This window comes from Pseudomonas sp. ASL4 (assembly GCF_056680395.1).
The window spans coordinates 4,748,298-4,772,071 of the sequence record NZ_CM155280.1; the positions used below are offsets into that span (position 1 = coordinate 4,748,298).

Below are 23,774 nucleotides of genomic sequence, written 5' to 3' on the forward strand. Positions count from 1 at the left end.
GATAGACCATGGAAGTCCATGCACTTCCAGTGAATTGCTACGTTCGAAGGTATATTTTAGGGCATGCTTGGGATGGTTTGAAGCGGATGCCCCCAGCCTCACGTACAACAGTCCCCTCTCGAAAACTCCCCCATTACTCTGCGCAAACACCGCTGAGTGAAGGTAGGCCGATGAGATGCTCCTCTCCGCCCAAGGGTGTGAGCAACCCAGTGTTCCAGCGCAATAGTGGACAGATCAACCACCTGTACCGTGAAGTAGGAATACTCCAATAAGTCCTGTCTAGCGTCCCATAGGAAAACGGCATGTATAACACCTGGTTATCCATGTAGGAAAAATCCGAAGGATAAGTCGTCTATTTGGTCTTTACAGCGCGGTACCGGCGAATAAGAATGAACCCCCACTCACGCCCCACCCTGATTCATTCAACCTGAAAAATAATTTTCCGGAGAATACAGAATGGCCAGCGAAAATAACGCCACGAGAACTTCTACCGCTTATTCCTCGACATCGGTGAATCGCGCCCTCAACTTCAATCGCGATTACTTTCGCCTCAGGGATTACTATGAAACATGGTCTACTGATTATGACAACGATGTGTCCGAAGAGAACTATTGCGGTCCACTCGTAATCAGCGACCTGCTGACATCGCTTCTTGGCAACGCAGACACAAACAACAGAAAACTTTGTAGTGCTTTACGCATCATGGATGCCTGCTGCGGGACCGGGTTGGTGGGGAAACAACTGACCCAGCGAGGTTTTAGCACTATAGACGGTTGCGATCTGTCACCGGCGATGACTCAGTTGGCGCGTCAGACCCAAGCATATGGGGCGCTCTACGGCGGAGTGGATCTGACCGAACACAACACGTTAATTGCGGACAACGGGTATGACGCAACCTTGTGCTGCGGTGCGTTCATCGAGGGTCACCTGCCCATAGAAGCCATTCACGAACTTATTCGCATGACTGCCCCCGGCGGACTTTTACTGTTTAGCACGCGATGCACGTTCTATGAGGCAGAAAACTTCGCGGACCTGTTGGACAGTTTAGTCGCGACAAAAAAACTATCCCCCCTACCGTCACTTATGAATGCTCCTTATTTAGACGAGGTACATGCTCACTACCTAGCATTTAGAATTTCCCGATAAGGGGGCTCGAGCATGGAAGCCTTGAATCGCATTTCACTTGAAGTGCTTGAATCTATTGATACGCCGCGCGAAGTACGACGTCTACGTGAAACCTGTATTAAGGACGGTTTCTTTTATTTAACCGATCACGGTATAAGTCCGCTGCTTATCGATCAGGCGTTTAATGCGGCGCGACAATTCTTCGCACTGCCGCTGGAGATCAAGAATCATTTTCCCCAAGACCACCAACAGGTCAGCCCCAGAACTTGCCGGGGTTATGTACATACCTTTGGCGAAACATTGCACGCCCCTACCGGTCCTGATTGTAAACAGCACTTCGACATGGGACGAGAGGCCGCCCTGTGCGAAAAACCTTTCACAGGTCCGAACTTGCTACCCGACGAGCAAATAGCTCCCGGTTTCGCCAAGGCGATGCTGGCCCTGCAAGATCAAGTCATGCACCTAGTGGTGCCTCGATTATTACAAGGGCTGGCGCTTGCCCTGGGGTTGGACAAGCTGTTTTTCGAGCCCTTCTTTTCTGATCCGGTGCTGATACAGCGTGCCCTGTACTACCCACCACTGCGCAGTGGCGCGGGCAAACACACGGACAACGGCATATTCACCTTGCTGTTCCAGGAGGCCGGTGATGCCTGCGCGCTACGCGCTTTTTCCCAAGGACGCTGGATCGATGTGCCGCCTCGCGGGCACGAAGTGGTGATCAACCTGGGGGACATGCTGATGAAGTGGAGTAACGGCCTCTTTACCAGTACACCCCACCAAGTCATTCACCGTGCGAACAGTGGCAGGGTATCGCTGCCGTTTTTTGTGTACCCGAACGTGGACGCCAGGTTCAACCCTCTGGGCAGCGACCAGGTCGTGTCGTGCCAGCAAGTCATGCTTGAAAACTTCAACTCAATCTGGGTAACCGGCCAGGGTGCCGGCAGGGCACGCGAACTCGCTTGACCCCACCATCAGGAGGAATCGATATGCAAGCTGCCAAGCCGAAAGTCGGCTTCATCGGTACCGGCAATATGGGCCGTCCATTGATAGAGCGTCTGCTGAATGCGGGTTATCACGTCCAGGTCCATGATATCGACCCCGCGCATGCTGGCCCGGTGATCGAGTTGGGCGCTTTCTGGAAAGACACCCCTGCCCTGTGCGCCCACACATGCCAGATTGTTGTGACATGCCTGCCGCTACCGCACCACGTGCTGGAAAACATGACGGGGGAGCACGGCGCTCTGGCGGGAATGGCCGAAGGTACGGTCTGGATCGACACCTCCACCACCGACTATCACAACACCCAACATATCGCTGAATTGGCCAGGCAAAAAAATATCTTCAGCCTGGAAGCGCCCGTCAGCAACCTGTCACATATGGGCGTGGATTTTGCCAACGTATGCTTCTACATCGGCGGAGATGAACGCGGCTACCCATTGAGCCGGGTCATGCTTGACACCATGGGACGCAAGTCTTTCTACGTGGGAGAGATCGGTGCCGGCCAATCGGTCAAATTGCTCACCAACCTGCTGTTCTACACCGCCACCGTGGTATGGGCCGAACTGCTGGTCATGGCCAGAGCCAACGATATTCCGCTGCACTGGCTCTGGGATTACGTGAAAGTCTCGCGGGGAAACTGCTTTGTCAGCAACCAACTGACCCCATTCATATTCGACGCCAGCTACGATCATTCCTGCACGTTGGAAATCACCGTCAAGGACACCAGCCTCACCGAGGCATTGGCCGATGAACTGGGGGTGGCCATGCCGCTGGGACGCATCGTCGCGCAGCGCTACCACCAGGCTGGGACGCTGTTCGACAGCCAGGACAATCACGTAAAGGTGGCCGCCATGAGCGAGCGGGAAAACGGACTATCCCTCACCCTGCCCGATTTTCATGCGCCTTCGCCCTATGGCGCCAACCGCGACTTTCGCCACAGCGGCGTTGTGATTGAGGACCCCCTGGGCCGCATCACTCCGGCCCTGGCACAGACGTTTCATTCGGGCCTTGTATTCACCGACGACAACAAGATCAAGCTGGCCTCGCACCTGGTGGAATTCCTGGCCTGCATCAACAAGGTCATCCTCGACGAGGCCTGGCAAATCGGTCGCGCAATGGGTCTTTCGGACACGCTGATCGAGCAGGTGGTGAACTGGAGTTGCGGCCCCAGTTGGGTTGCCGAACACCTGGATAGCTATGAACCTTGCCTGGACAGTATCGCAGCGGTTGGCGAACTCCAGCAGGCACTGCAACTGCCCGTCATCGAGCAAATTTTTCACCAGTCGATTCTGGGCTTTCCCTCCCCTGCCCGCGCAGTCGGGCGTGCGGTGCGGCAGGGAGCGTTCGCACCATGAAAATCACCTCCATCAAGGTCTACCAGCTGGATATACCGCTCAAGAACAAATACAGCCTCAGCGGGGGGCGACTGCACTATGACTCACTCGACTCCACCATCGTCCTGGTCACCACGGACAGTGGCCTGGTGGGCGTCGGCGAGAGTTGCCCTTGGGGCGCCACTTACTTGCCTGCCTACGCCAAAGGCGTGCGGGCCGGCATAGAGGAATTGGCGCCGCACATGTTGGGTGAAAATCCACTGCACCTGGATCAGATCAATGCACGCATGGACGTGATGCTCCCGGGTCACCCCTACGTGAAAGCTGCAATCGACCTGGCATGCTGGGACATCCTCGGCAAACACTGCCAACTGCCGGTATACGCATTGCTTGGCGGCCGGTTCCAGGCGTCGATAGCCTTGCAAAGCAGCATTCCCACCGACGATACAGAGCAGATGGCGGCCCATCTGGCCTTGGCTCGCAGCGAGGGTTATCGCACCCACTCCTGCAAGGTCGGCATCGGGGTGGAGGAGGATGTGGCTCAGATCCAGCGCCTGCTCGAACAGCGCCTGCCCGGAGAGGTCATCACCTTCGATGTCAATCGTGCCTGGACGGTTTCGGAGGCCGTCGCCGTAATGAACAGCGTGGAAGACCCAACAGTGTGCTTCGAACAGCCCTGCGAATCTTTGGAGCAGTGCCGAGCGGTGCGGGAACTGACACGCAACCCGATCATTCTGGATGAGTCCATTGTGACCCTTGGCGACCTGGTACAAGGCCAGCGCCAGAACATCGCCCAACTGATAGGGTTGAAGATTGGCCGCGTCGGAGGACTGACCAAAGCCCGACAGCTTCGGGACTTCTGCATCTACCACGGCATCCGGATGAATATTGAAGACGTCGGCGGCACCCAGGTCAGTGACAGCGCCGTTATGCATCTGGCAGCTTCGACCCCTGGCCGCCTACATCGTGCCAGCTGGAATTGCTGCCGACACCATGAGATGCACGTGGCCGAGGTGGATTTTGAAATCAGCCAAGGCCGTGCCTACCTGCGTGACAGCCCAGGCCTGGGGCTGACGCTTGACTCCCGGCAGTTCGAGCACCCCGTCGCCCAGTACGGATAAATTTCACTGTCCTTCCAACTGATCCATGGAGGTTCCATGACCAGCGTCCCTTCCGCGTTGCACCTGGCCCGCGGGTTCGACATCGACCCTTTTGCTTCTTTTACCTTGCCTAACGAACATTACATCGACAACCAGTTATTCGACCGGGAAATGGAAGCGGTGTTTGCACGTACCTGGCAATACGTCTGCCACACCTCCGCGCTGCCCAACGCGGGTGACTACCGAGTGCGTGACCTCGGTCGGCGAAGTGCGCTGGTGGTCCGTGACAAGGACGGTACACTGCAGGCCTTTCATAATGTATGCCAGCATCGCGCGCATCGACTGGTCGAGGGCAGCGGCCATGTGCCTGGGTTATTGACCTGCCCGTATCATGCCTGGGCCTACAACACCCGAGGACAGTTGATCAGCGCGCGTAAATCCGAGCACCTCAAGGACTTCAGCACGGATCAGGTTCAACTCAACCCGGTACGCCTGGAGGTGTTCTGCGGTTTCATCTTCATCAACTTCGACTGGAATGCGCAGCCCATGCAGGTCCTGCTGCCTGGGCTCGACGCATCGATCCGAACCTTCTCGCCAGCCCCGGAAAAGCTGTTTCACGCCTATTCCAAGGAATACGGCGTGCAGTCCAACTGGAAGGTCTCTGTGGAAAATTACTCGGAGTGTTACCACTGCCCGATGTGCCATCCCACGCTCTCGACGGCAACCCTCGACCTGAAGAGTTATCACCTGGCGATCCACGAGCATTATCACGCACATATCAGCAGCGATAGTGGCGTCAACCAGGGCTATACGATGAAGCAAGACTCGGCCCGATCGCGCGAATTCGGCGCCTGGTACCTGTGGCCGAACTTTTGCCTGGAGGTCTATCCAGGAGGGTACATGAATGTGTTGCATCACCTGCCGGTCAGCGTGGACAAGACACTGCAGGTGGTTGAATGGTTTTGCACGGCAGCAACTCCCTCCCGGGAAGAACAGGAGGTCATCGACTTCGTCGCTGTGATCCGTGAAGAAGATATCCCCTTGTGCGCCAGTGTGCAGCGCGGCCTAAACAGCGACGGCTACCAGCAAGGTCGCTTTATAGTTGACCCGGCACTAGGGGCCAACAGCGAACATGCCGTGCACGACATTCAGAAAAAGACCCTGGCCGCACTGGGACTGCTGCACACGGACCACGAGGCGTCAGTCTGCGAACGATGAATTCAACCATTCCAGCACGTGGCGAACTGACGGGCTGAGGGTTTCATCACGCCATTTGTACACGCTCAGGGCTTCAGGGAGGTGTATCGATTCGGAAAAAGGCCGTACCAGGTCACCACTGGCGAGCATCTTTTCACTGGTCCGACGCCACCCAAGGGCAAAACCCAGGCCTTCGACACACGCCTGCATCATGACCGGATAACTGTCATAGAACTTACCCTTGAGTTCTCCGGGCCTGATGTGAAACTCCCCCAGCCAGTCGCTCCAAGTGCTCCAGTACTGAGGCGTGGCAACGTGATGCAGTAAAGGCAGGTCCACCAAGGTTTGCAAGGTCAGTGGGTGATCGCCCAACGAGGCCAGGTAGCCGGGACTGCACACAGGAAACACGTCGTCACTCAAGGTCAACAGCCGGGTGTGATCACCGGATGGGCGCCCCGAGGTTTGGATGGCTATATCGAATTTTTCCGCTGTTTCGGTAATCGGTTGGATGGATGCATTGAGGCGAACTTCCAGGTCAGGGTACTTCCTGTGCAAATGCGTGATATTGGGCATCAACCAGTAAAAGGCTTCGCACAATTGAACCTCCAGGACAATTTCACTGTTGTCTCGTCCTGACTTCAGGTCTTCGGCGCGTGAAGCAATGCCCAGGAACGCCGTGCGCACCGCGTCGCGAAACTCGGCGCCCGCCTCGGTCAGAAATACGGCGCGATTTCTACGCGTAAATAACGCGACGCCAAGGAATTCTTCCAGGGATCGTATCTGTTTACTGATTGCAGCCTGGGTGAGATGCAACTCATCCGAGGCTTTGGAAAAACTTTCCAGACGCGCCGCGGCTTCAAAGGGAACCAGGCTGGAAAGTGGGGGCAGTGAGCGTTTGAAGTTATCCATAATTTTCATTCCTCCTGCGTAACCATAAGTCACTTTAAATGCAATACGAGCTCAACCAGAATCCTCCAGGTCGATCACATCAGGATCCATCATGTCTGCAACCACAACCGTTACCGCCGCTGAAAACCGACAAAGCATCCTCATCGTCGTAGGTTCGGTGTTCCTGTTGTCAGTGTCAGACGCTCTTATCAAGGCCACCAGCGCCGAGACATCGATGTGGCAGCTCTACGTGATTCGCTCGATCCTGGCCATCGGCATGCTCGTCGCCTTGTTGATGTACCGCCGCGGCACAACGCAGCAACGGCCGCTTTCCCCCTTGTGGATAGGGACAAGAAGCCTGCTGCTCGCCCTGATGTGGATCGCCTTTTACAGTGCGCTGCCCTTCATCAGCCTGACCATAGCGGCATTGGCAATCTATACGACACCTTTGTTTATCGCTTTGTTCTCGGCTGTCACCTTGGACGAGCATGTCACACCGCGAAAATGGGTGGCCATTCTGGTGGGGTTCGCCGGGGTGCTGGTCACGCTCGCGCCCAGTCAGGCTGATTTCAACCTATGGACACTGCTGCCCGTGCTCGCTGCGATTTTCTATGCCCTCGCCGCGGTCGTGACCAAGGGCAAGTGCGCCAATGAGGTGCCGATGCACCTGGCCCTGGCGCTGAACATCGTCCTGTTGTTGATGGGGGTGGTCGGCAGCATTGTCGTCGCACAGACCGGCCCTCACCTGCCGGCCAACGAGGGCCTCCGATTTCTGGTGGGCGGCTGGTCGCCAATGGCGATCAGCGACTGGGGCGTGATGGTCGTGCTGGCGATTCTAATGGTATTGGTCAGTACCGGCATCGCCCTGGCCTATCAAATCGGCGAGACCTCGATCATCGGCGCATTCGATTACACCTACCTGATCTTCGCGATTGCCTGGGGGGCGTTGCTGTTCAATGAAGTGCTCAATGGCCGGACCGCGGCCGGTCTGGCCCTTATCCTGATTTCAGGCTTCATCCTGCTGAAAAAGCCCACCGCCACGCGCTGAACGCTTCACATGCACAGGCCTTAACAAGGAGCTGTTTATGCTGACGTCATCTGATTCCCTGCCCAATGTGATTCTGTGGGCGGTTTCCCGCAGCCGCTCTACCGCTTTCGAGCGGGCCGTGATGCAGCATCCGGACGTCAGGGTGTTGCACGAAAGGCTCTCCGAGCCTTTTCTGGCCAGGCATTTTCCCGAAAAACATGCGCTGATTGAGCGCACCCGCCGGATCAATAACGGACCGCCCGGCATTCCCGGTTACGCCGAGGCGATGGCGTTGCTCGGCGAACGTCCAGCACGACCGCACCGCTTGCAATTCTCCAAGGAGATTGCTTACTTCGTCGACTTCGACTCGATTGATAGCACGTGGCTGGCGCAATTCAGGCATGTGTTCCTGGTCCGCCAGCCGCGGGATGTGATGCGCTCGCTGTATCGCGTCAGCCAGAGCGGTGGCACCACCTATTTCGATGCGGATGAATCCGGCTTCGATGAGCTGGCTCGTATCCATGAGCGGGTGCTCGAACAGTGTGATGCCAGTCAGGTGCTCTACCTGGACAGTGATGAGGACCTGATGGGGGATACGCGAGGCACTCTGGCGCGCTTTTGTGATTTCGCCGGTATCGACTTTTCGCCTCGCCTGTTGAGTTGGGCACCGGAAAAGGTCGAACAATGGCAATTTTTCCAAGGCTGGCATGACGATGCCGAGCGCTCCTGCGGTTTCGCCCACGTCGCGCATCCCGAAATCACGTTTCCGGATGCCGTCGAATGTACGGCTCGGGACAAGCAACCCCTCTACAACTTTTTCCATCTGGCAGCCGCCTGGCAACGCGTGCCCCCCACGAAGGATCACCTTGCCTGCCTTCATGAACCGGCGGAGGCACATCTGCGCGTGCTGCTGCTGGCATCGACGAGGCAGCAGCACCTGCGTGCGTTGCAATGGGCAGCGCAATTGCCTGGCGACTACGCCGTTTGGCTATGGAGCAGCCCCGCAGCCTGCCATTTCGACGCAATCATCCGCGAAATCGAGCAGTTGCAGGACCTGCCCCTAGTGACGCTGACGACCTCTGGTGACCCGGTGTCGCTTGAGTTCGTGCGCCGTCTGAGTCATCGCCAGCTGTGCCTGATCTGCCCCGACAGCCCGCAGGCACGCCACACCGAGGTCAAGCTGATCATTGTTGATCGAGATAACCCGGCGATGGATGAAGTCGGCCCACGGATTGCCCAGTACCAGCGGGCGGCAGCTCAATACAGTCGCGAGCTGCAGATCAGGACCCAGCGTCCTAACGCCCCAGCCCACACAACAACGCCGTCCTGGCACATGCAGCTGCGTCAGTTGCTGCGCGATGCCCCGGACAGCACGGTCGCAGCAAGCCCTCAACGAAGCCTGAGCGCCCGCGATCTGAATGCCCAGGCGTGCACGCTGGCTGAGCGGCTTTTGCACAGTTGCCCGCACGGCGGGTGGGTGGCTATCCGCCTGGACAAAGACCTGCGCACGCTGGTGACCATGACCGCCTGCAGCCTGCTGCGCTGGCCTTACCTGGACATCCCGCAATGGTACGGCACCGACGCGACCGCGAACGTCCTGGCGAAACTCGATCCAGTAGTCGTGGTGGGCGATACGCTTACTCTCCAATCCCTGGCAGGTCGTTATCGCACGCTACTGCTGGACCACCTGCCGGAGCGCTGCGACGCTGCACCAGAGCTTCGGCCGCAGCCATTCGGTGATGTGGCCTATGGCTTGCTGACCTCGGGTACGACGGGTATGGCAAAGGTCGTCACAATTGGCGAACACGGTCGCCTCGATTCACTCGCCTTCTGGCGTCAGCATATCCGCCGCGGTGATCGCATCGGCCTCAATGCCTGGATGACCGGCTATGTCTACTACCCCATCTTCAGCGGCGCGGTGGCCTGCTTGATTCCGGACGCCATGGTGCTGGATCCCCACGCCCTCACAGGTTTTATCCAGGGCAGTCGTCTCTCTCAATTGATGATCACCCCTAGTCTGGTGGCAGGCCTGCTGCAAAACGAACAGGCATTCCAGCAGGCGTTTGCCAACGTGCATACCCTGTGGCTGAGCGGCGAGCCGCTACCTGACGCAATTCGCGAACAGCTCAGGCATTGCCTGCCCGACTGCCAGGTGCTCGATCTGTATGGCTCAAACGAAGCCGGGGACGTTGCCCTGGTCGGCCCGGAAGGCCGCCTGCACTTCACCCCCGGCACCGAAGCCTTCGTGCTGGACTCGACACTACAGTGCGTTCGCCTGGGCAGCCCTGGCGAACTCTACGTGTACACCCAGGGACTCACGCCGGGTTATCTGAAGGACGATACGGCCGACCAGGCGGCCTTCGTATCCAACCCGCTGGCGCCGACCCGGCCGGACCTGGCCCCGCAGCTGCTGCGAACCGGTGATAGGGTGCGACTCAGCGAAAGCGGAAATATCCACCTGCTGGGCCGCAGCAGCACGCATCTGAAATTGCGCGGGTTCAAGGTATTCAGCACCGATGTGGAACGCATCCTGGTTGCTCATCCCGAAGTACACACGGCCTTAGTCACCACGCGCGGCCGCGGGCTGGACCTGCAACTGGTAGCCTTTGTCGCTCCAGCGGATGCCGAACACCCACCCCATGCCAACACGCTGCGGCAATGGGCGAGTCAGCACTTGCCGGCCTTCAGCGTTCCGGTGGCCTATTTCCTGACCCCATCGATCCCGGCCGGCGCCAGTCAGAAGCGCCTGAGTGCGAACATACTGCTGCAACTGCCTCTGGTTCCTCTGCCGGATGACGAACCGCCACTCACGCCCCTGCAATCTCGGGTCGCAGCCTTATGGGGCGATTGCCTGAACCTTCAGGGTGTGACTCTGGGCCCCGACAGTGACTTCCTCGACATGGGCGGCAGCCTGTTGCTGTTGGAATTGATAAACCTGATCAACCGGACTTTCCGTTTCGATCTATCCGTTGCCGATGTCACCCGCGACGCTACCCTGGCGGGCATTACGCAGCTGATCGCGCTTGAGCTTCAAGGCGAGCCCGTCCTGGAGGTCCCCTTCTCTGTCGAAACCGAAACCGAGCGTTACCTGTCCAGGCTGCAAGCGCCTGTTTCGCATGTGCCTCCACGCGAGGCACGGCGGACAATACTGGTTACAGGGGCCACGGGGTACCTGGGACGGATGATCGTGCGCCAGCTGCAACAGGCCGCGGGGGTGGAACGCATTCTGTGCCTGGTGCGGGCCGAAGACACGGCTCACGCACAGCAACGGGTTGCGGATCTTGGACCAGTGGAGGCTGTGGTTGCGAACCTGAGCCAGCCCGGGCTAGGCCTGTCACCCGAGGATTACCGTCGCTTGTCTTCGGAGGTCGACTGCATCATTCATTGCGGTGCCGAGGTCAACTGGCTCAAGCGTTATGAACGCCTGGCCGAGACTAACGTAGGCGGAGTCCTGGAAGTGCTGCGTCTGGCTGCCATGGGCGGTGCCGGCGTTGTCATCGCCTCGACCTTGCCTGAAAAGGTCCCGACCACCGGCTACAACCGTGCCAAGCTGGTTGCCGAAAGCGTGGCGACAAGGTTCCGTGAGCAGACCGGCATAGATCTGGACATCCTGAGATGCGGGGACATCAGCGCCCCCATCCGGGCCAATGCCTGCGACCGCATCAACCCCGACGACTATGTCGGACTGATGATTCGTAGCTGTCTTGCTCTCAAGGCCTGGCCGGCGGAAAGCGACTGGTCGCTGAATCTCACGCCGGTGGATCATGTCGCACGGATCTTCGTGCACTGTGCCCTCGGCGAATCGACGACGCACTCGACGTCAATCCACCACCTTTACAACCCAGAGAGCACCCGCTGGGAACAGATCTGCAGTTGGGTCCAGACACTCTTGGGGACGGACCGGTTCACCGCACTCCCCCTCGCACAATGGCGCGTCAGACTCGAAGCCCAGGCACCCGGCAACGCAGTGCTGCAGCGCACGTTGCTGATCCTTCCAATGATCATCGAAGACTTCAAACACTTCAGCCATCCGGCCCCGTTGCAAATCGCGCAGCTGAAATGCCCGGTGATCGATGCCGAATGGACGCAGCAGTACCTCACGGCACTCAACCTGCACACAGGAGAGACCCCATGACACAGACTACCACCGGATGGGCGGCCCATAGCCCAGGCTCGCCATTGGAGCCCTTTACGTACCCCCGCCCGGATCCGGGCCCCAATGAAGTCGAGATCCGGGTCACCCATTGCGGCGCCTGCACGAGCGACCTGCATTTGATCGAAGGAAACTGGGGAGAAGCCTCTCAATACCCGCAGGTGTGTGGTCATGAGGTGGTCGGAAAAGTAGTCCGCAGCGGGGCCTCGGTAACGGGGCTCGTCGCGGGGCAACGGGTTGGTGTCGGCTGGTACAAGGGGGCATGCCTCGCGTGCGAGTGGTGCCTAAAGGGTGAAGAGCAGCATTGCCCAAAGGTGGTGCCTACCTGCAGCGATGGGCACCGAGGAGGTTTCGCGGACTTTTTGACCTGCGACGCACGGTTCGTATTCCCCATCCCCGATGCCATGCCCTCGGCCATGGCGGCACCATTGTTTTGCGCGGGACAGACGGTGTTCACCGCACTGCTGCGTGGCACTCGTCCGGACATGCAGGTCGGCGTGCTGGGCATCGGGGGGCTGGGTCACCTGGCCATTCAGTTCGCCGCCAAGTTCGGGTGCACCGTGACCGCGCTGTCTAGCTCCGAAGACAAGAAATCCCAAGCCATGGAATTGGGCGCTAGCCACTTCTACACCCTGGACCCGGACACGCTGAAAGCCCAGGCAAACACCTTGGACTTCCTGTTGGTGACGGCTTCCAACGATCAGGACTGGGAGAGCGCCATCGCCTTGCTGCGGCCGCGCGGCACCCTGTGCTTTGCAGGCATGCCCAACCCGGTCACCCTAGATATCGCGGCGATGACCTACAAAACCCTGACGGTCTCCACCGCCAACGTTGGCGGGCGCCACGACATGCTGCAGATGCTGGCGTTTGCCAGCGTGCACCGTGTCTGGCCCCTGGTCGAAACATTCCCGGCGACAGGAATCAACCAGGCCCTGGATGCACTGCGCAACAACCAAGTGCGTTATCGCGCCGTCGTCGAGTTCTGACCCACACAAGCTCCACGGAGATACCTCATGCCTTCTTCGCTGGCACTACCGCCAACCGTCCCGGTGCATTCGGACCTGGTCTCCCACCCCTTCGAGATCGGGCGTCAGGAGCATTCCGATTTGAAGGGCCACCGTTCGCTCCTGTTGTGGTTCACCGGCATGTCCGGCGCAGGCAAGTCGTGCATCGCAAACCGGGTCCAGGCCAACCTGCACGAGCGTCAACTGCATACGTGCCTGTTAGACGGTGACCGGCTTCGTCAGGGCCTGACCGCCGACCTGGGCTTTGCCGATGAAGATCGCAAGGAAAACATCAGGCGCACCGCTGAGGTGGGCAGACTGATGGTGGATGGGGGCGTGATCACCTTGGTGTGCCTGATCTCACCGTTCGAACAAGAGCGTCGCATGGCCAGAGCGCTCTTCGCCCCCGACGATTTCATCGAAATATTCATTGATGCGCCGCTGGCAGTCCTGGAGCGACGCGACCCCAAAGGGTTGTATGCCAAGGCGCGTAAGGGCCTGATCAAGAATTTCACCGGTATCGACTCCCCCTATGAACGGCCTCTATCCCCCGACATCTTGATCGATAGCGCAACGACCTCTGTCGAGCAGGCCGCGCACACCATCGAAGCATTCCTGCACAACCGTCGGTTCTGGAATTGACCGTTACGTTCATCACGGGGCAACCATTATGAAGACGCTGGTTATCGTCGGTGCTGGCTTCAGCGGTGTGGCCACTGCGGCACAGATTCTGCGCAGCGCAGGTACCAAACTGCGCATAATATTGGTCAATCGTACGCGGGCCATGGCGCGAGGGCTGGCCTACGGCACCAACAGCCCCCTCCACCTATTGAACGCCAACGTTGGAAAAATGAGTGCGCTGGATGATGATCCCGAAGACTTTTTGAGGTTCTGCAAAAGCCGGCATCTCAACGTCGAGTCTACCTCGTACGTCAGTCGCAGCCTGTATGGCAACTACTTGAACGATGTCCTCGACCGCGCTGAACGATTAAATCCTGGCGTGCAGTTGTCACGGATTGTCGCGGAGGTCATACAGGTGCAACCCTGCGGCGACGGCGCCCGGCTCAAGCTGTCGGATGGGTGTACCCTCGAGGCGGATCATGTGGTCCTCGCCTTTGGCAACTTCCCTCCCGCCGACTGCTGCAACTTGAACAAGACCCTACGTCCGCAGACCTACGCGCATGATCCCTGGAGTCCTCCCCTATGTCTGGCGTCCGATCCAGACACCGCGGTGCTGTTGATCGGCTCCGGCTTGACAGCGGTCGACATGGCGCTGCAGCTGGTTCAAAAAGGCCATAGCGGCCCAATCCATTTACTCTCTCGGCGCGGGCTCTTGCCCCTGGGCCACTCACCGGAGGCCATTGCCCCCCTTAGCGCCCCTGTGCACCTGGGACGAGGCTCACCTCGACAGCTGATGGCGACACTGCGCAAGCGGGTCAAGGAACACCAGCGCCGAGGAGGCGATTGGCGAGCCGTGGTCGACAGCTTGCGTCCGTGGGTACAAAAACTCTGGTGCGCGATGGATACCCCGCAGCAGCGACAATTTCTACGACATGTCCAACCTTGGTGGGACGTCCACCGTCATCGTTTGGCACCCGCCACTTTCGAACATTTTCAACGTCTTCTGGAAAGTGGACAACTGGCCGTTCATGCCGGCAGGTTGAGCAATGTGGCGCTGCTGGGCAAAAGCTTGATTGTGGACTTTAAACGGCGCAGCGGTCAGGCAACTGAATCGCTCAAGGTCAGCAGCATCATCAATTGCACCGGCCCCAACCTTGACATCCGGCGAGTCGATACCCCCTTGGTCAACAACTTGCTGCAGCAAGGGCTTCTTAGCGCCGCCCCGTGTGGCTTCGGGATACTTGTGGACGAGCAATTGCGCGTGTTGGATCAGCATCATCAACTGATACCTTGGCTTAGCTATGTGGGGCCCATGCTCAAGGCGCAGTATTGGGAAGCCACCGCCGTCCCTGAGCTTCGGCGCTTTTCGTTCAAATTAGCCACGCGCATGGCCACCCTGCTGACAGATTTACCGGTTAGCAGTGGGCAAGATTCCCGGTTGCGCGTGACGCCTCAAGGTGGACCCGGCGTTGCCACTGACCTAAAAAGCACTCCGCATGCTGGAGGGTGAACGTAGCTCTGTCGGCAACTGCCATAGAGGCAGTCCGGCTACCGGCCATCCCCGCGCGAAAGTACATTGAAGACCACCCCGTGCGGCCTCGATATCGTCAGCGCGTCATTCGTGAACGCTCATATACGCCACACGAATTGGGGCAAAACTGGGGGCATATCTGAAATTTTGCTGCTTGAAAGCATTGCTCTAGAGCCAAGTCAAAATGTTCTTTGGAAAGCAAGAGTTTGACTGTAAATAACAGACTCTAGACTCGCAGCGCTTTGTGCGCGGAGCAAGAGCCATCGCTGGACTTACAGAGACAATCGGCAGTACCGGCGGCAGGGCTGGATGCTGGCGCATTCAACCCACGCGCTTCATTTTTGCTTCGAAGCTGAGATGTCTTGCCAAATGGTGTTCTCCTGCGCAATAAAAAATCCGACTCAAGGGCAGCGTATCGCGATCATTAGCCCGTAGAAATCAGATGTTGACCGTCATATTGCGAGTATCTTCCGATACCTCAGATGGCGCGTGAATTCCAGCCCTCCAGCGGCAACTCGAAAAACAACGAACGCCCATCAGAAGCGCTCAAGTGTAGCGGTAACATCCATCGTCACCGTTCGAAGTTAACACCTCAGTTTGAGCCCAGGACACTGCACACGATCTGCGTGGTCACGTCGAAATTATCCGGAGTGAGGACATCAATTGGCGAACGATCTTTTAGTCGACACCCTAACGAACCACTACCCCTACGCTTACTTCATTGCGCCACGTTTTACTTTTAATCGAGTGACATTCTCGCCGACCTGATTCGCAAACTCATGAGGGGTGACATGCTCCCGAAGATTCGCCGTAAGGTACTGGCTCCACCAGTTCATGATCAACCGACGCTCTTCAATAAACTCTGCCTTGTGAATGTAGGCGGCTCTAACGCTGTTGCGCTCTCTATGACTCATTTGCCTTTCGATGGCCGTTTCAGACCACAGACCTGACTCGACCAGTGCGCTACAGGCCATTGAGCGGAATCCGTGACCACAAATCTCTGTCTTCGTGTCGTACCCCATGGTGCGCAACGCTTTGTTCACGGTGTTTTCTGACATCGGCTTCCAGGCCCTAGCATCACCGGCAAATACCAGATCGAATGTGCCAGTGAGGGTGCGGATCTGTTCAAGCACGGCCACAACTTGCGGAGATAGAGGCACAAGATGAACATCGCCCGCCATTTTCGTCCCCCGCGTTGAATGGCGTACGTCCTCCAGCTCCGGCCGAGTATCCGGGATCTCCCATACGCCACGCTTGAGGTCGAACTCACACCAGCGAGCGAAACGTAATTCACTCGAGCGAACAAACACGTGCAGCGACAGCATGAGCGTTAGCCGGGTCAGCTCTCGGCCCTTGTAGGCATGGATTCGTGCCAGCAATTCAGGCAGGCGTGACAGGGGCAATGCAGGCCGATGGGAGACTCGCGGCGCTTTGATCAAGCCCTGAAGATCGTACGCAGGGTTTATCGGAATAAGACGAAGGCGTTTTGCCTCACGCATAATACTTTGCAGGTATCTTTGTACCCTTAAGGCGACGTCAATCGTTCCTCGTTTTCTGATCGCCTCCAAAGGTTGCATCAGATCATAAGTATCGAGATCAGCAATCGCGCGAGCACCGATAAACGGGTAAACATAGTTATTCAGACGGTTCAACACATTCTTGGAATGGTCGGGTGTCCATCTGGACGACATGTTCTTGTGCCAGTCCAACGCAACGCTTTCAAAGGTACGGCCGTTGACAGCATTTTCCGTTTTGGCTTTACGCTTGTTCTCAACGGGATCAATGCCGTCTGCGAGCATCCGCTTCGCATCTAAACGCTTCTGGCGCGCATCGGCAAGGCCAATCACAGGATAGCTGCCGAGGGAGGTCAACCCCTCCCGGCCGTCAGGCTTTACGTACCTGAGACGCCAGCCTTTACGGCCATTGGGTTGGATTAGGAGATAGAGACCGTCGCCGTCGAAAAGCTTGTAGGGACGGTCTGTTGGCTTGGCTAAACGGCAAGCAGCGTCGGTAAGCGGAGCAGTTGTGCGCGACATAAGGGTACTATCCTTAATCGAACCAAAGACTACCCCTAACTTTACCCTCTAAATGACTGGATTCCAGAAGAATGGGCAAGATTCCGACGGAATGCTAAAATGAAAAAACCCGCCAGAAGGCAGGTTTTTCAAGGCTTCCAGAGAACTCAAAAGCGCTCTGTGGAATGCAAGATGGTGCCCGAAGCCGGAATCGAACCGGCACGCCCTTACGAGCGGGGGATTTTAAGTCCGGATATATTTCCTTTAAAATCAATACGATAAGTCTTGTTGTGCAACGCAATGAGCTGTAAATGACGCCCCTGAAAGCCTTTATCCTCAAGCGTCTTTAAAATTTTGCGGTGCGGTTTTTCCGCCCGCTGCTGCACTCTCCCCCGGTGTTCTGCCGACTATAACCAATCCAAAACCCTACAGCTCGTCGCCTCACCCTCGCCCAACCCTCGCGCCTCAATTACTGTATATCCGAACAGTATCAATAAGGCATGACCGTGGACCCTCTCGACATCGAAGACACCAGCGACTGGCTTGGATGCCCGACAGAACTGGAAACCGCCACCCATTACAACCGCATGCTGGAAAACGAAGTCCAGGAGCTGACCCTTCAATTGCGCAAAGCTCGGGAGGACATCTTCGGCCTGGTCAAGATGCATGGGGAAGCCTCCGCCGAGCGCGACTCTTTACGCGCCGAGCTGAGCAAGATCAAAACAGAGCTGTCGAGTGCGAACCGGAGGGCCGTCGATAGCGAGACAAAACACAACTGGGAGATGATGGCTAACGGGAAGTTGGTCAGTCACCTTTACGATCAGATCACAAAGCTCACTGGTGACGATCCCCGCGCAAGATTGCCTCGCAGCTAAACTCCTATTTCAGCTGGAGGATTGTGTATGTGCGGACGACTTTCGCAATACAGCGGCATCCATGACTTCGTTGCGGCGCTCAGCATGCCCAACGCCTTGATCAGCACCGTCGGTGACAAGCCCTTCGAGCGCTACAACGCCGCGCCGACAACTCAGCTTGCTATCTTCCATCAAGAAGGCCAGTACCTGCACGCCGACATGGTGCGCTGGGGATGGCGACCACACTGGGCAAAAGACCGGGCAGCACCGATCAATGTCCGGGTGGAGAAAGTCGCCCACGGCCCCTTCTTCCGCGCGATCTGGCCGCACCGAGCAATCATTGCGATCGATAACTGGTTTGAGTGGGTCGATGAAGGCGGCCCGAAGAAACAGCCCTACCTGATTCGCCGGAAGGACCGGGCGCCGATTCTGTGCGCAGCGATTGGCCAGTACTCGAACGCTGAGCATGACCCAGGAGAACACGACGGCTTCGTAATCATCACCGCCGACAGTGCCGGCGGCATGGTCGACATCCATGACCGGCGGCCGGTGACGCTATCGCCTGAACTGGCTCGCGAATGGCTTGACTCGTCCACGCCGAAAGAGCGCGCCGAGCAGATAGTGCTGCTCCAGGGCGAGCCAACGGAATCGTTCGAGTGGTTCAAGGTGGATCGAGCTGTGGGCAATGTCCGCAACCAGGGACCGGAACTGATCCAGCCAGACAGCGAGATTTCCGGCGGAGATCACAAGGGGAATGGATGACTGCTCAGCGGTACGCCCCCGCCGCTACAACCAATTCCCGGCGGATAAACCTGCGTCGCGAATAGCTCAACCACGCCAGATGCTCTGCGCCAGGCTCCAACGCCAAAGCGGTCGCCCCACGCATTTTGCAATGCATGGACTAGCCGTCAACATAAACATTGTAAATATTCTTGAGCGCGATTTATGCCTGGCGCATTCTTTGACACGAAAATTTACAAGGACAGTAAAATTTTATGCGTTCTTCAACTATGGATGGACCCTCCCCTTGCGCCTGCACGCTCGATACCGAGCATCATCCCAGCGGCCTGAAATCCTCGTTACACCTTTATGGACTGGTTCGCATCGTCGGATTCAGCGACACGCTTGTGAGCACGCCGGTTGAGATTCTTTGCGCGGCGTGCGGCGAAGGCAAAGCGATTCGTGCCTTCGTTTCAAGGCTGGACGCTGAGTTGGTCGCCAGGTCGATGTCTGGCACGGGCTATCATGTCGTACCGCTGGCACAATTTGACCCCACTGAATTTATCCAGCAACACCAAGGTTGGCTGACAGTCCACATCACCTGTGGCTTTTCCTCAGGACGCGACACGTTACGACTTGAAGATGGTGACTTGCAAAGCTTAGGCTGGTTCATCTATACCCAGACAGGCCCCTGGAGTCCGGGGCGCTTTATCCACTGGGGCGAAGAACTCTCTGAGATATTGCTTATAGCCTACCGCAGCGTCGGCATGCCCAATTACAACGCCTGGCTCAACCAGCTTGATGGCTATTCCATTCAGGCCATGGACGACTGCATCGAAATCGCCTGGCAGACGTTGTTGGCCTCCCGCCCCATAGGCGAAAGCCACCGAGCGCTGTTCAACCCTATGGATGAATGCTGGCTCTTTTCCGACTTGCCAATCGACCACTTTTACCCCATTTGAAACCTTGAAAAGGAACTTCCCATGAGCGGAAAACCAGCTGCCCGAGTCACAGACCCCACCAGTTGCCCGCTTCCAGGGCATGGCACGAATCCGATCGTCAGCGGCTCTCCTAGCGTGAACTTCGACGGCCTTGCTGCCGCTCGAATGACTGATAAATCAGCATGTGGTAGCCCGATTACGGGCGGCGTCAGCGCTACTGTTTTCATCAATGGGCTGAATGCCGCAACTCAAGACAGTACTGGGGGCCACGGCAACGTGGTTGTGGGCGGATCCGGCACGGTCATTATTGGCGACACCTTCGTACAAGCCCCCTTCAGCGGCCTGCTGCCGATGCCAGTGCACTTCAGCGACAAGTTCATACTGATCGATAAAGACTCTGGCGAGCCTCTACCAAATCTTGATTATGCCATCCAGCGTGCAGACGGCAGCATGGAACACGGTGTAAGTGATCCGATGGGATATACGCATGTAGTGAGTTCGCACCTACCTGAAACAATCAAATTGTTTCTGGAGGATTAATTTATGGGCGAAGTGGTTAGCAAGAACGGAAAGAAAATGTCTCTCGTGGCCGAAAGACCGGTGACGCCCGTCAAAGACTCCACCCCAAAAACTGTAGAGCTGGACGCCAAGAAGCAGGTGAGGCGGGCCGAGAACGAGAAGTATTTGAAGGATAAGAACGTGAAGGCTTTTTTGTATGCCATCTCTAAAGCCGAAGCCGGTGACTACCACGCGAAATACGGTTACGGCTGGGCACCAGGTTTCCAGACTGGAAAATGGACGTTTACAGATGAGTCCACACATCCGGGGGCAGGTCATGGTGGAAAAATTACAGCATCGGGTAGGTACCAAATTAATATTGCCACTTGGCGTGAATATACCGAAAAGATGGCGCTAACCGACTTTTCCCCTCATACGCAAGACCTTATCGCAGTCGACATATTGCGCACCATTGGTGCGATCGACAAGATCATTGCCGGCGACATTCCGGGAGCAATGCCGAAGGCGGCAACAAGATGGGCGTCACTTCCCGAGGGGCCTGGCAAAAAGAATCATTATCCGCCACAACCGTATACCGAGTATCCAGAGTTTCTGGCCAACTACAAATCGGCTGGAGGCACTGTCAAATGAAGGCTCCGATCCTCACGCTCGTCGCACTTTATTGCATCGGTACTAGCTCAGCGTTTGCCGATGGTTCACATGAGGCAGGTGACAAACGCGGGCCGGCCGGCATTGCCGTCGGGGAGCCTTTGGTCGCGGCCAAGGCTAAACTAGTCAAACACGGTTGGAAGCCGACGCGTATGCATACCGCCGATGGCTACGAATACAGTGGCGTGGAGCGAGAGCTGGTTGCGCACAAGTTTTTCGAGGTCGATGTCTGCTCTTTTGATAGTTCGCGTTGCATCCTATTCTACTCAAAGAAAGGCACTTGCCTGCGCGTCGACACCATTGGCGAGCAACTCAATGACATGACGGTTACGCGATGGGCAGATGAGTGCCCTGATGCGCCCACGGAGACTGGTAAGAACGGCGCGGGATAGCAGCGGACTTTAAGCTGAATTTTATTCTTTTTGGATTTCCTGCACGTACGCTTGGCACGCCTGCAACGCGATCAATCCCCGGTCGCCGATGTCGGTGATTCCGATAATTCGTTGAGCATGCGCTGGGTCAAGTCGGGCGCGCGCTCCTCCATGAACCACGCCGCCGGTGCCGGTACCGGCTGGCACTGAACAGCCATCGGCTGAACTCGCGTCGAGGAGGACTGACAACCGCAGATCAGAAGTGGCAAGGCGATCGCGCAGGCGAGCCTGATTGGTTTGAGCATCGGTCAGTTCCTTGTGGTGGGTTTGGTCGCTGGCCGACAGGCGCTGCTCGAGTGCGAGCCGTTTGTCCTGTTCGTTCCGTTGCTGGGTCGCGGCGGCTAAGGTCAACTCATTCAGCGTCTCGTCGTGGAGTTTCGCCTGCTCCGCCAGTTGCTGGCCGTAACGCCAAGCGTCCACTTTCCATGTGGAAAAAACGGAACACCCTACCAAAACGAGCATGCCGATCAGACGCCACGCCACGACGTTCACTGCAACGCCCTACGCACGCCTTCCACCAGCACAGCGTCCGGATAAGCAAACCCGGCGTTCTCGTGATGGATGATCGCTTTGACAAAGCCCTGCATCACCGCCGGCACGGCCAGATCAATCTCAGCGCCAGGTTTGGTACCGGTGTTCGCTTCGACGGCGCGCACGTAAGCGGCAGTGTCGTTTTCTACCGATGGTGCCCAGCGACTGATAATGGCCTTCACCGTCTTCAGTCCGTGCTTGCGCTGGTACGTCAGCAACAACTTGCCCAAGGCTCGAATGCCGTTCTCGGGAACGTCGAATCTGGCAAAGCGTTTCTCGATAGCGGGGTCTGGATTGAGCTGGCCCTGCCACTGGTTGGCTGGGTTGTAGTCTATGTTTCCGGGGTTGCGGTTGCGCACCCCACGAGTCTCGATTGCAGTCATCACTTTTCTCCAGGCAAAAAAATACCCGCTCGATGGCGGGCCGGTAGTCAGATGGCTTTTAAAGGACCGGAGTGGTCGACCGGCTGGAAGACGTCTCGCTGGTGTAGGGCTCAGGCTGTTCTGGCCAGGTTGGCGCAGTCGGCCAGATCGGCTGACCGGTGACGCGACCGAGAAAGACCCGGTACTTCTTCCAGGCTGCCAACTCCGTCAGCCGGCCGGACTTTTCTTCCACTTCTTCCGGCAGCGCGTACTCACCCTCAATGGCGTCATTGATTGCATCTACTCGACCTTGCAGCGCCGACACCTGGGCTGTTGCCAAGCGCGTACGTGCATTGAGGTCGGCGGTGGCCGCCCACGAAACTTCCTGTTCGGCGATCGCGTCGACCAACGACTGTGGGATTTCGGCAACCAGACTTTCGCCAGGCGCAAGTTGCGCCTCGGTAAATCCGGCACCAACTGCTCTCCAGCCTGAATTAGTAATTGCGTATGGCATTTTTACCTCTCAAACCGATATCCAGAAACCCGAACCCGGAACAGGCCGCTACCAGGCGTTGCATCAAGAGCGTATGTAAATCGTTGACTCGCATCCATTACAAAGTCCGCAGACCCTGCAGCTCCGATCGGAATAGCCAAAAGATAGTTGTTCGCGTTGGGCGTAAAGTTCACCTCCGAGTTTGCAATGAACGCGTTGCCGACGTTGGTCGTTAATAGGTAGCTGGTCTTCGCCTCTCTGGCCGTCACTGGCACGACCGCACCGCAATCGACGGAGGTGAACGAAGTTGCTGAGCCGGCTACAACCAGAAACGGCGCCAAGTTCAATGACTCCAGATAAAAGACTGTGTTGTTCTGAAGGTGAATCACCTTGTACAGCTGACCCGATGAGTTGGTAACCATCGAACCGAGGTATCTACGGGAATTATCTCCGATCTTTGCTCTAGCCTTACCAAAATAAACCAATGTAGGCGCAGTAGTTACGGCCTCGATAGCGGCCACACCTGAGTTATCGTATAGATAAATGTGGTACCACGTACTTGCGGCGAGACTCATACCACTTAAAGTTAGGGTTGCGGATACTGGCAGTACTTTACCAGTACTCAGGATATAAGCACTTCCCGCCGATACTGAAATGGATGTAGCGCTATTCCACGAGATAATAAGACCATCAATAAAGGTGACCGACACTCCACCTTGAGCGTTAGTAAGCGGTTTAGTAAGGCCTGTAATTTCAGTGATATCAGAGTTTTGACCGCTTTTCGCGGCGACCAGAGTCGTGCGCGCGGCAAGAGCACTAAGATCATCTACCAGAGTCTTCATGAAATCAGAGAAGCCCAGCCCAGTCAGCGCATCACCCGAGGTAGCCCCGCCCGTTCCGCCTTTGGTGATCGGCAGGATTTCGTAGTTGCCGGTCGTGCCAAGCGCGGCCAACTTAGCACCATACTGATTGACGATTGAGCGCAGGGCGTCCGCTGAGTCTTTGACGTAGCCCTGCATCGGCGCCAGCGCATACGCTCCCGCGGAATTGGTAGCGCCCTGGTACGGCGGTGCAATCGACAGCGCAGTATCGCTGGCGATATTGGTTACCTCGTACCAGCCGCCGTCGGGACCGCGAAACGCATCGCCAACACGGCTATTGGCAATAAATGCGGTGTTGGTGCCGATCACGGCATTCGAATTTTGGACGACGGAAACCGTCCCGGCTTTGTACCAGGGCATAGGGTGGTCCTTGGATCTGAATAAGAAACCCGTGATGGGA

The 23,774-nt window shown here is 57.2% G+C and carries 22 protein-coding genes and 1 pseudogene; 17 read left to right on the forward strand and 6 right to left on the reverse strand.

The annotated features are described in order from the left end of the window. Window positions 1-456: 456 nt before the first annotated feature. Genes AC1MEW_RS21320 through AC1MEW_RS21340 form a run of 5 tightly spaced genes read left to right on the forward strand, consistent with a single transcriptional unit; the run spans window position 457 to window position 5,776 of the window. Window positions 457-1,146 carry a class I SAM-dependent DNA methyltransferase gene (locus tag AC1MEW_RS21320; protein WP_480423557.1) on the forward strand — a complete coding sequence of 230 codons (690 nt, stop codon included), beginning with the start codon at window positions 457-459 and terminating at the stop codon, window positions 1,144-1,146. 12 nt (window positions 1,147-1,158) lie between these two features. Further along, the gene (locus AC1MEW_RS21325) at window positions 1,159-2,088 is read left to right on the forward strand and encodes a 2-oxoglutarate and iron-dependent oxygenase domain-containing protein (RefSeq protein WP_480423558.1); all 930 of its coding nucleotides are present in this window, start codon (window positions 1,159-1,161) and stop codon (window positions 2,086-2,088) included. 23 nt (window positions 2,089-2,111) lie between these two features. After that, entirely contained in the window at window positions 2,112-3,479 is a 1,368-nt protein-coding gene (locus AC1MEW_RS21330; protein WP_480423560.1) for an NAD(P)-dependent oxidoreductase, read from the forward strand. Next, the gene (locus AC1MEW_RS21335; RefSeq protein WP_480423561.1) at window positions 3,476-4,579 is read left to right on the forward strand and encodes a mandelate racemase/muconate lactonizing enzyme family protein; all 1,104 of its coding nucleotides are present in this window, start codon (window positions 3,476-3,478) and stop codon (window positions 4,577-4,579) included. Before AC1MEW_RS21330 ends, AC1MEW_RS21335 begins: the two co-directional genes overlap by 4 nt. A gap of 36 nt (window positions 4,580-4,615) precedes the next feature. Further along, window positions 4,616-5,776, forward strand: a complete 1,161-nt coding sequence (locus AC1MEW_RS21340; RefSeq protein ID WP_480423562.1) for an aromatic ring-hydroxylating oxygenase subunit alpha — start codon at window positions 4,616-4,618, stop codon at window positions 5,774-5,776. Here the strand turns inward: AC1MEW_RS21340 and AC1MEW_RS21345 are convergent. Continuing rightward, window positions 5,759-6,664 (reverse strand): LysR substrate-binding domain-containing protein, encoded by a 906-nt coding sequence (locus AC1MEW_RS21345; RefSeq protein ID WP_119740615.1) that lies wholly within the window; start codon window positions 6,662-6,664, stop codon window positions 5,759-5,761. The two genes, AC1MEW_RS21340 and AC1MEW_RS21345, sit on opposite strands and share 18 nt — an antisense overlap. 91 nt (window positions 6,665-6,755) lie before the next feature. Between AC1MEW_RS21345 and AC1MEW_RS21350 the strand changes: the two genes are divergently transcribed. From AC1MEW_RS21350 to AC1MEW_RS21375, 6 genes and pseudogenes are all read left to right on the forward strand, one after another. Then, window positions 6,756-7,691 carry a DMT family transporter gene (locus AC1MEW_RS21350; RefSeq protein WP_480423563.1) on the forward strand — a complete coding sequence of 312 codons (936 nt, stop codon included), beginning with the start codon at window positions 6,756-6,758 and terminating at the stop codon, window positions 7,689-7,691. 37 nt (window positions 7,692-7,728) lie between these two features. After that, window positions 7,729-11,805 (forward strand): SDR family oxidoreductase, encoded by a 4,077-nt coding sequence (locus AC1MEW_RS21355; protein ID WP_480423564.1) that lies wholly within the window; start codon window positions 7,729-7,731, stop codon window positions 11,803-11,805. Then, window positions 11,802-12,164 (forward strand): annotated as a pseudogene (locus tag AC1MEW_RS21360) (alcohol dehydrogenase catalytic domain-containing protein); the annotation flags it as partial. The gene AC1MEW_RS21355 and the pseudogene AC1MEW_RS21360, both read left to right, overlap by 4 nt. A gap of 21 nt (window positions 12,165-12,185) precedes the next feature. Beyond that, window positions 12,186-12,809, forward strand: a complete 624-nt coding sequence (locus tag AC1MEW_RS21365; protein WP_480427305.1) for a zinc-binding dehydrogenase — start codon at window positions 12,186-12,188, stop codon at window positions 12,807-12,809. 120 nt (window positions 12,810-12,929) lie between these two features. Beyond that, complete coding sequence (gene cysC, locus AC1MEW_RS21370; protein WP_234452650.1) at window positions 12,930-13,469, forward strand: adenylyl-sulfate kinase; 540 nt, start codon at window positions 12,930-12,932, stop codon at window positions 13,467-13,469. Between the two features lie 28 nt (window positions 13,470-13,497). Then, complete coding sequence (locus tag AC1MEW_RS21375; protein ID WP_480423566.1) at window positions 13,498-14,958, forward strand: FAD/NAD(P)-binding protein; 1,461 nt, start codon at window positions 13,498-13,500, stop codon at window positions 14,956-14,958. Window positions 14,959-15,692: 734 nt separating this feature from the next. Here the strand turns inward: AC1MEW_RS21375 and AC1MEW_RS21380 are convergent. Beyond that, on the reverse strand, window positions 15,693-17,015 hold the full coding sequence (locus AC1MEW_RS21380) for a tyrosine-type recombinase/integrase (RefSeq protein WP_480423567.1): 1,323 nt from the start codon (window positions 17,013-17,015) through the stop codon (window positions 15,693-15,695). 479 nt (window positions 17,016-17,494) lie between these two features. Here AC1MEW_RS21380 and AC1MEW_RS21385 point away from each other — a divergent pair, with 479 nt between their 5' ends. From AC1MEW_RS21385 to AC1MEW_RS21410, 6 genes are all read left to right on the forward strand, one after another. Continuing rightward, window positions 17,495-17,869 carry a hypothetical protein gene (locus tag AC1MEW_RS21385; RefSeq protein WP_480423569.1) on the forward strand — a complete coding sequence of 125 codons (375 nt, stop codon included), beginning with the start codon at window positions 17,495-17,497 and terminating at the stop codon, window positions 17,867-17,869. A gap of 27 nt (window positions 17,870-17,896) precedes the next feature. Continuing rightward, window positions 17,897-18,610 (forward strand): SOS response-associated peptidase family protein, encoded by a 714-nt coding sequence (locus AC1MEW_RS21390; protein WP_480423570.1) that lies wholly within the window; start codon window positions 17,897-17,899, stop codon window positions 18,608-18,610. A gap of 233 nt (window positions 18,611-18,843) precedes the next feature. Next, entirely contained in the window at window positions 18,844-19,530 is a 687-nt protein-coding gene (locus tag AC1MEW_RS21395; protein WP_480423571.1) for a hypothetical protein, read from the forward strand. A 21-nt stretch (window positions 19,531-19,551) separates the two neighbouring features. Beyond that, window positions 19,552-20,049 (forward strand): PAAR domain-containing protein, encoded by a 498-nt coding sequence (locus AC1MEW_RS21400; protein WP_480423573.1) that lies wholly within the window; start codon window positions 19,552-19,554, stop codon window positions 20,047-20,049. A gap of 3 nt (window positions 20,050-20,052) precedes the next feature. After that, complete coding sequence (locus tag AC1MEW_RS21405; protein WP_480423575.1) at window positions 20,053-20,658, forward strand: lysozyme family protein; 606 nt, start codon at window positions 20,053-20,055, stop codon at window positions 20,656-20,658. After that, window positions 20,655-21,068 carry a hypothetical protein gene (locus AC1MEW_RS21410; RefSeq protein WP_480423576.1) on the forward strand — a complete coding sequence of 138 codons (414 nt, stop codon included), beginning with the start codon at window positions 20,655-20,657 and terminating at the stop codon, window positions 21,066-21,068. The genes AC1MEW_RS21405 and AC1MEW_RS21410 overlap by 4 nt, the downstream gene beginning before the upstream one ends. 21 nt (window positions 21,069-21,089) lie before the next feature. On the opposite strand, the gene AC1MEW_RS21415 is transcribed toward AC1MEW_RS21410, so the two are convergent. The 4 genes from AC1MEW_RS21415 to AC1MEW_RS21430 are packed head-to-tail and all read right to left on the reverse strand — an operon-like array spanning window position 21,090 to window position 23,734. Beyond that, a complete protein-coding gene (locus AC1MEW_RS21415; protein WP_480427308.1) occupies window positions 21,090-21,569 on the reverse strand; it encodes a lysis system i-spanin subunit Rz in 480 nt (159 codons plus the stop codon). Window positions 21,570-21,595: 26 nt separating this feature from the next. After that, on the reverse strand, window positions 21,596-22,021 hold the full coding sequence (locus AC1MEW_RS21420; RefSeq protein WP_480423577.1) for a structural protein: 426 nt from the start codon (window positions 22,019-22,021) through the stop codon (window positions 21,596-21,598). Window positions 22,022-22,079: 58 nt separating this feature from the next. After that, window positions 22,080-22,514, reverse strand: a complete 435-nt coding sequence (locus AC1MEW_RS21425; protein ID WP_480423578.1) for a tail fiber assembly protein — start codon at window positions 22,512-22,514, stop codon at window positions 22,080-22,082. A 2-nt stretch (window positions 22,515-22,516) separates the two neighbouring features. After that, a complete protein-coding gene (locus AC1MEW_RS21430; protein ID WP_480423580.1) occupies window positions 22,517-23,734 on the reverse strand; it encodes a hypothetical protein in 1,218 nt (405 codons plus the stop codon). Between the last annotated feature and the right edge of the window lie 40 nt (window positions 23,735-23,774).

Coding starts and splice junctions, on each gene's coding strand:
- AC1MEW_RS21415 (WP_480427308.1), bottom strand. CDS start 21,569: ATGCTCGTTTTGGTAGGGTGTTCCGTTTTTTCCACATGGAAAGTGGAC.
- AC1MEW_RS21330 (WP_480423560.1), top strand. CDS start 2,112: ATGCAAGCTGCCAAGCCGAAAGTCGGCTTCATCGGTACCGGCAATATG.
- AC1MEW_RS21420 (WP_480423577.1), bottom strand. CDS start 22,021: ATGACTGCAATCGAGACTCGTGGGGTGCGCAACCGCAACCCCGGAAAC.
- AC1MEW_RS21400 (WP_480423573.1), top strand. CDS start 19,552: ATGAGCGGAAAACCAGCTGCCCGAGTCACAGACCCCACCAGTTGCCCG.
- AC1MEW_RS21350 (WP_480423563.1), top strand. CDS start 6,756: ATGTCTGCAACCACAACCGTTACCGCCGCTGAAAACCGACAAAGCATC.
- AC1MEW_RS21375 (WP_480423566.1), top strand. CDS start 13,498: ATGAAGACGCTGGTTATCGTCGGTGCTGGCTTCAGCGGTGTGGCCACT.
- AC1MEW_RS21430 (WP_480423580.1), bottom strand. CDS start 23,734: ATGCCCTGGTACAAAGCCGGGACGGTTTCCGTCGTCCAAAATTCGAAT.
- AC1MEW_RS21355 (WP_480423564.1), top strand. CDS start 7,729: ATGCTGACGTCATCTGATTCCCTGCCCAATGTGATTCTGTGGGCGGTT.
- AC1MEW_RS21395 (WP_480423571.1), top strand. CDS start 18,844: ATGCGTTCTTCAACTATGGATGGACCCTCCCCTTGCGCCTGCACGCTC.
- AC1MEW_RS21340 (WP_480423562.1), top strand. CDS start 4,616: ATGACCAGCGTCCCTTCCGCGTTGCACCTGGCCCGCGGGTTCGACATC.
- AC1MEW_RS21385 (WP_480423569.1), top strand. CDS start 17,495: ATGACCGTGGACCCTCTCGACATCGAAGACACCAGCGACTGGCTTGGA.
- AC1MEW_RS21380 (WP_480423567.1), bottom strand. CDS start 17,015: ATGTCGCGCACAACTGCTCCGCTTACCGACGCTGCTTGCCGTTTAGCC.
- AC1MEW_RS21405 (WP_480423575.1), top strand. CDS start 20,053: ATGGGCGAAGTGGTTAGCAAGAACGGAAAGAAAATGTCTCTCGTGGCC.
- AC1MEW_RS21345 (WP_119740615.1), bottom strand. CDS start 6,664: ATGGATAACTTCAAACGCTCACTGCCCCCACTTTCCAGCCTGGTTCCC.
- AC1MEW_RS21320 (WP_480423557.1), top strand. CDS start 457: ATGGCCAGCGAAAATAACGCCACGAGAACTTCTACCGCTTATTCCTCG.
- AC1MEW_RS21425 (WP_480423578.1), bottom strand. CDS start 22,514: ATGCCATACGCAATTACTAATTCAGGCTGGAGAGCAGTTGGTGCCGGA.
- AC1MEW_RS21390 (WP_480423570.1), top strand. CDS start 17,897: ATGTGCGGACGACTTTCGCAATACAGCGGCATCCATGACTTCGTTGCG.
- AC1MEW_RS21335 (WP_480423561.1), top strand. CDS start 3,476: ATGAAAATCACCTCCATCAAGGTCTACCAGCTGGATATACCGCTCAAG.
- AC1MEW_RS21410 (WP_480423576.1), top strand. CDS start 20,655: ATGAAGGCTCCGATCCTCACGCTCGTCGCACTTTATTGCATCGGTACT.
- AC1MEW_RS21325 (WP_480423558.1), top strand. CDS start 1,159: ATGGAAGCCTTGAATCGCATTTCACTTGAAGTGCTTGAATCTATTGAT.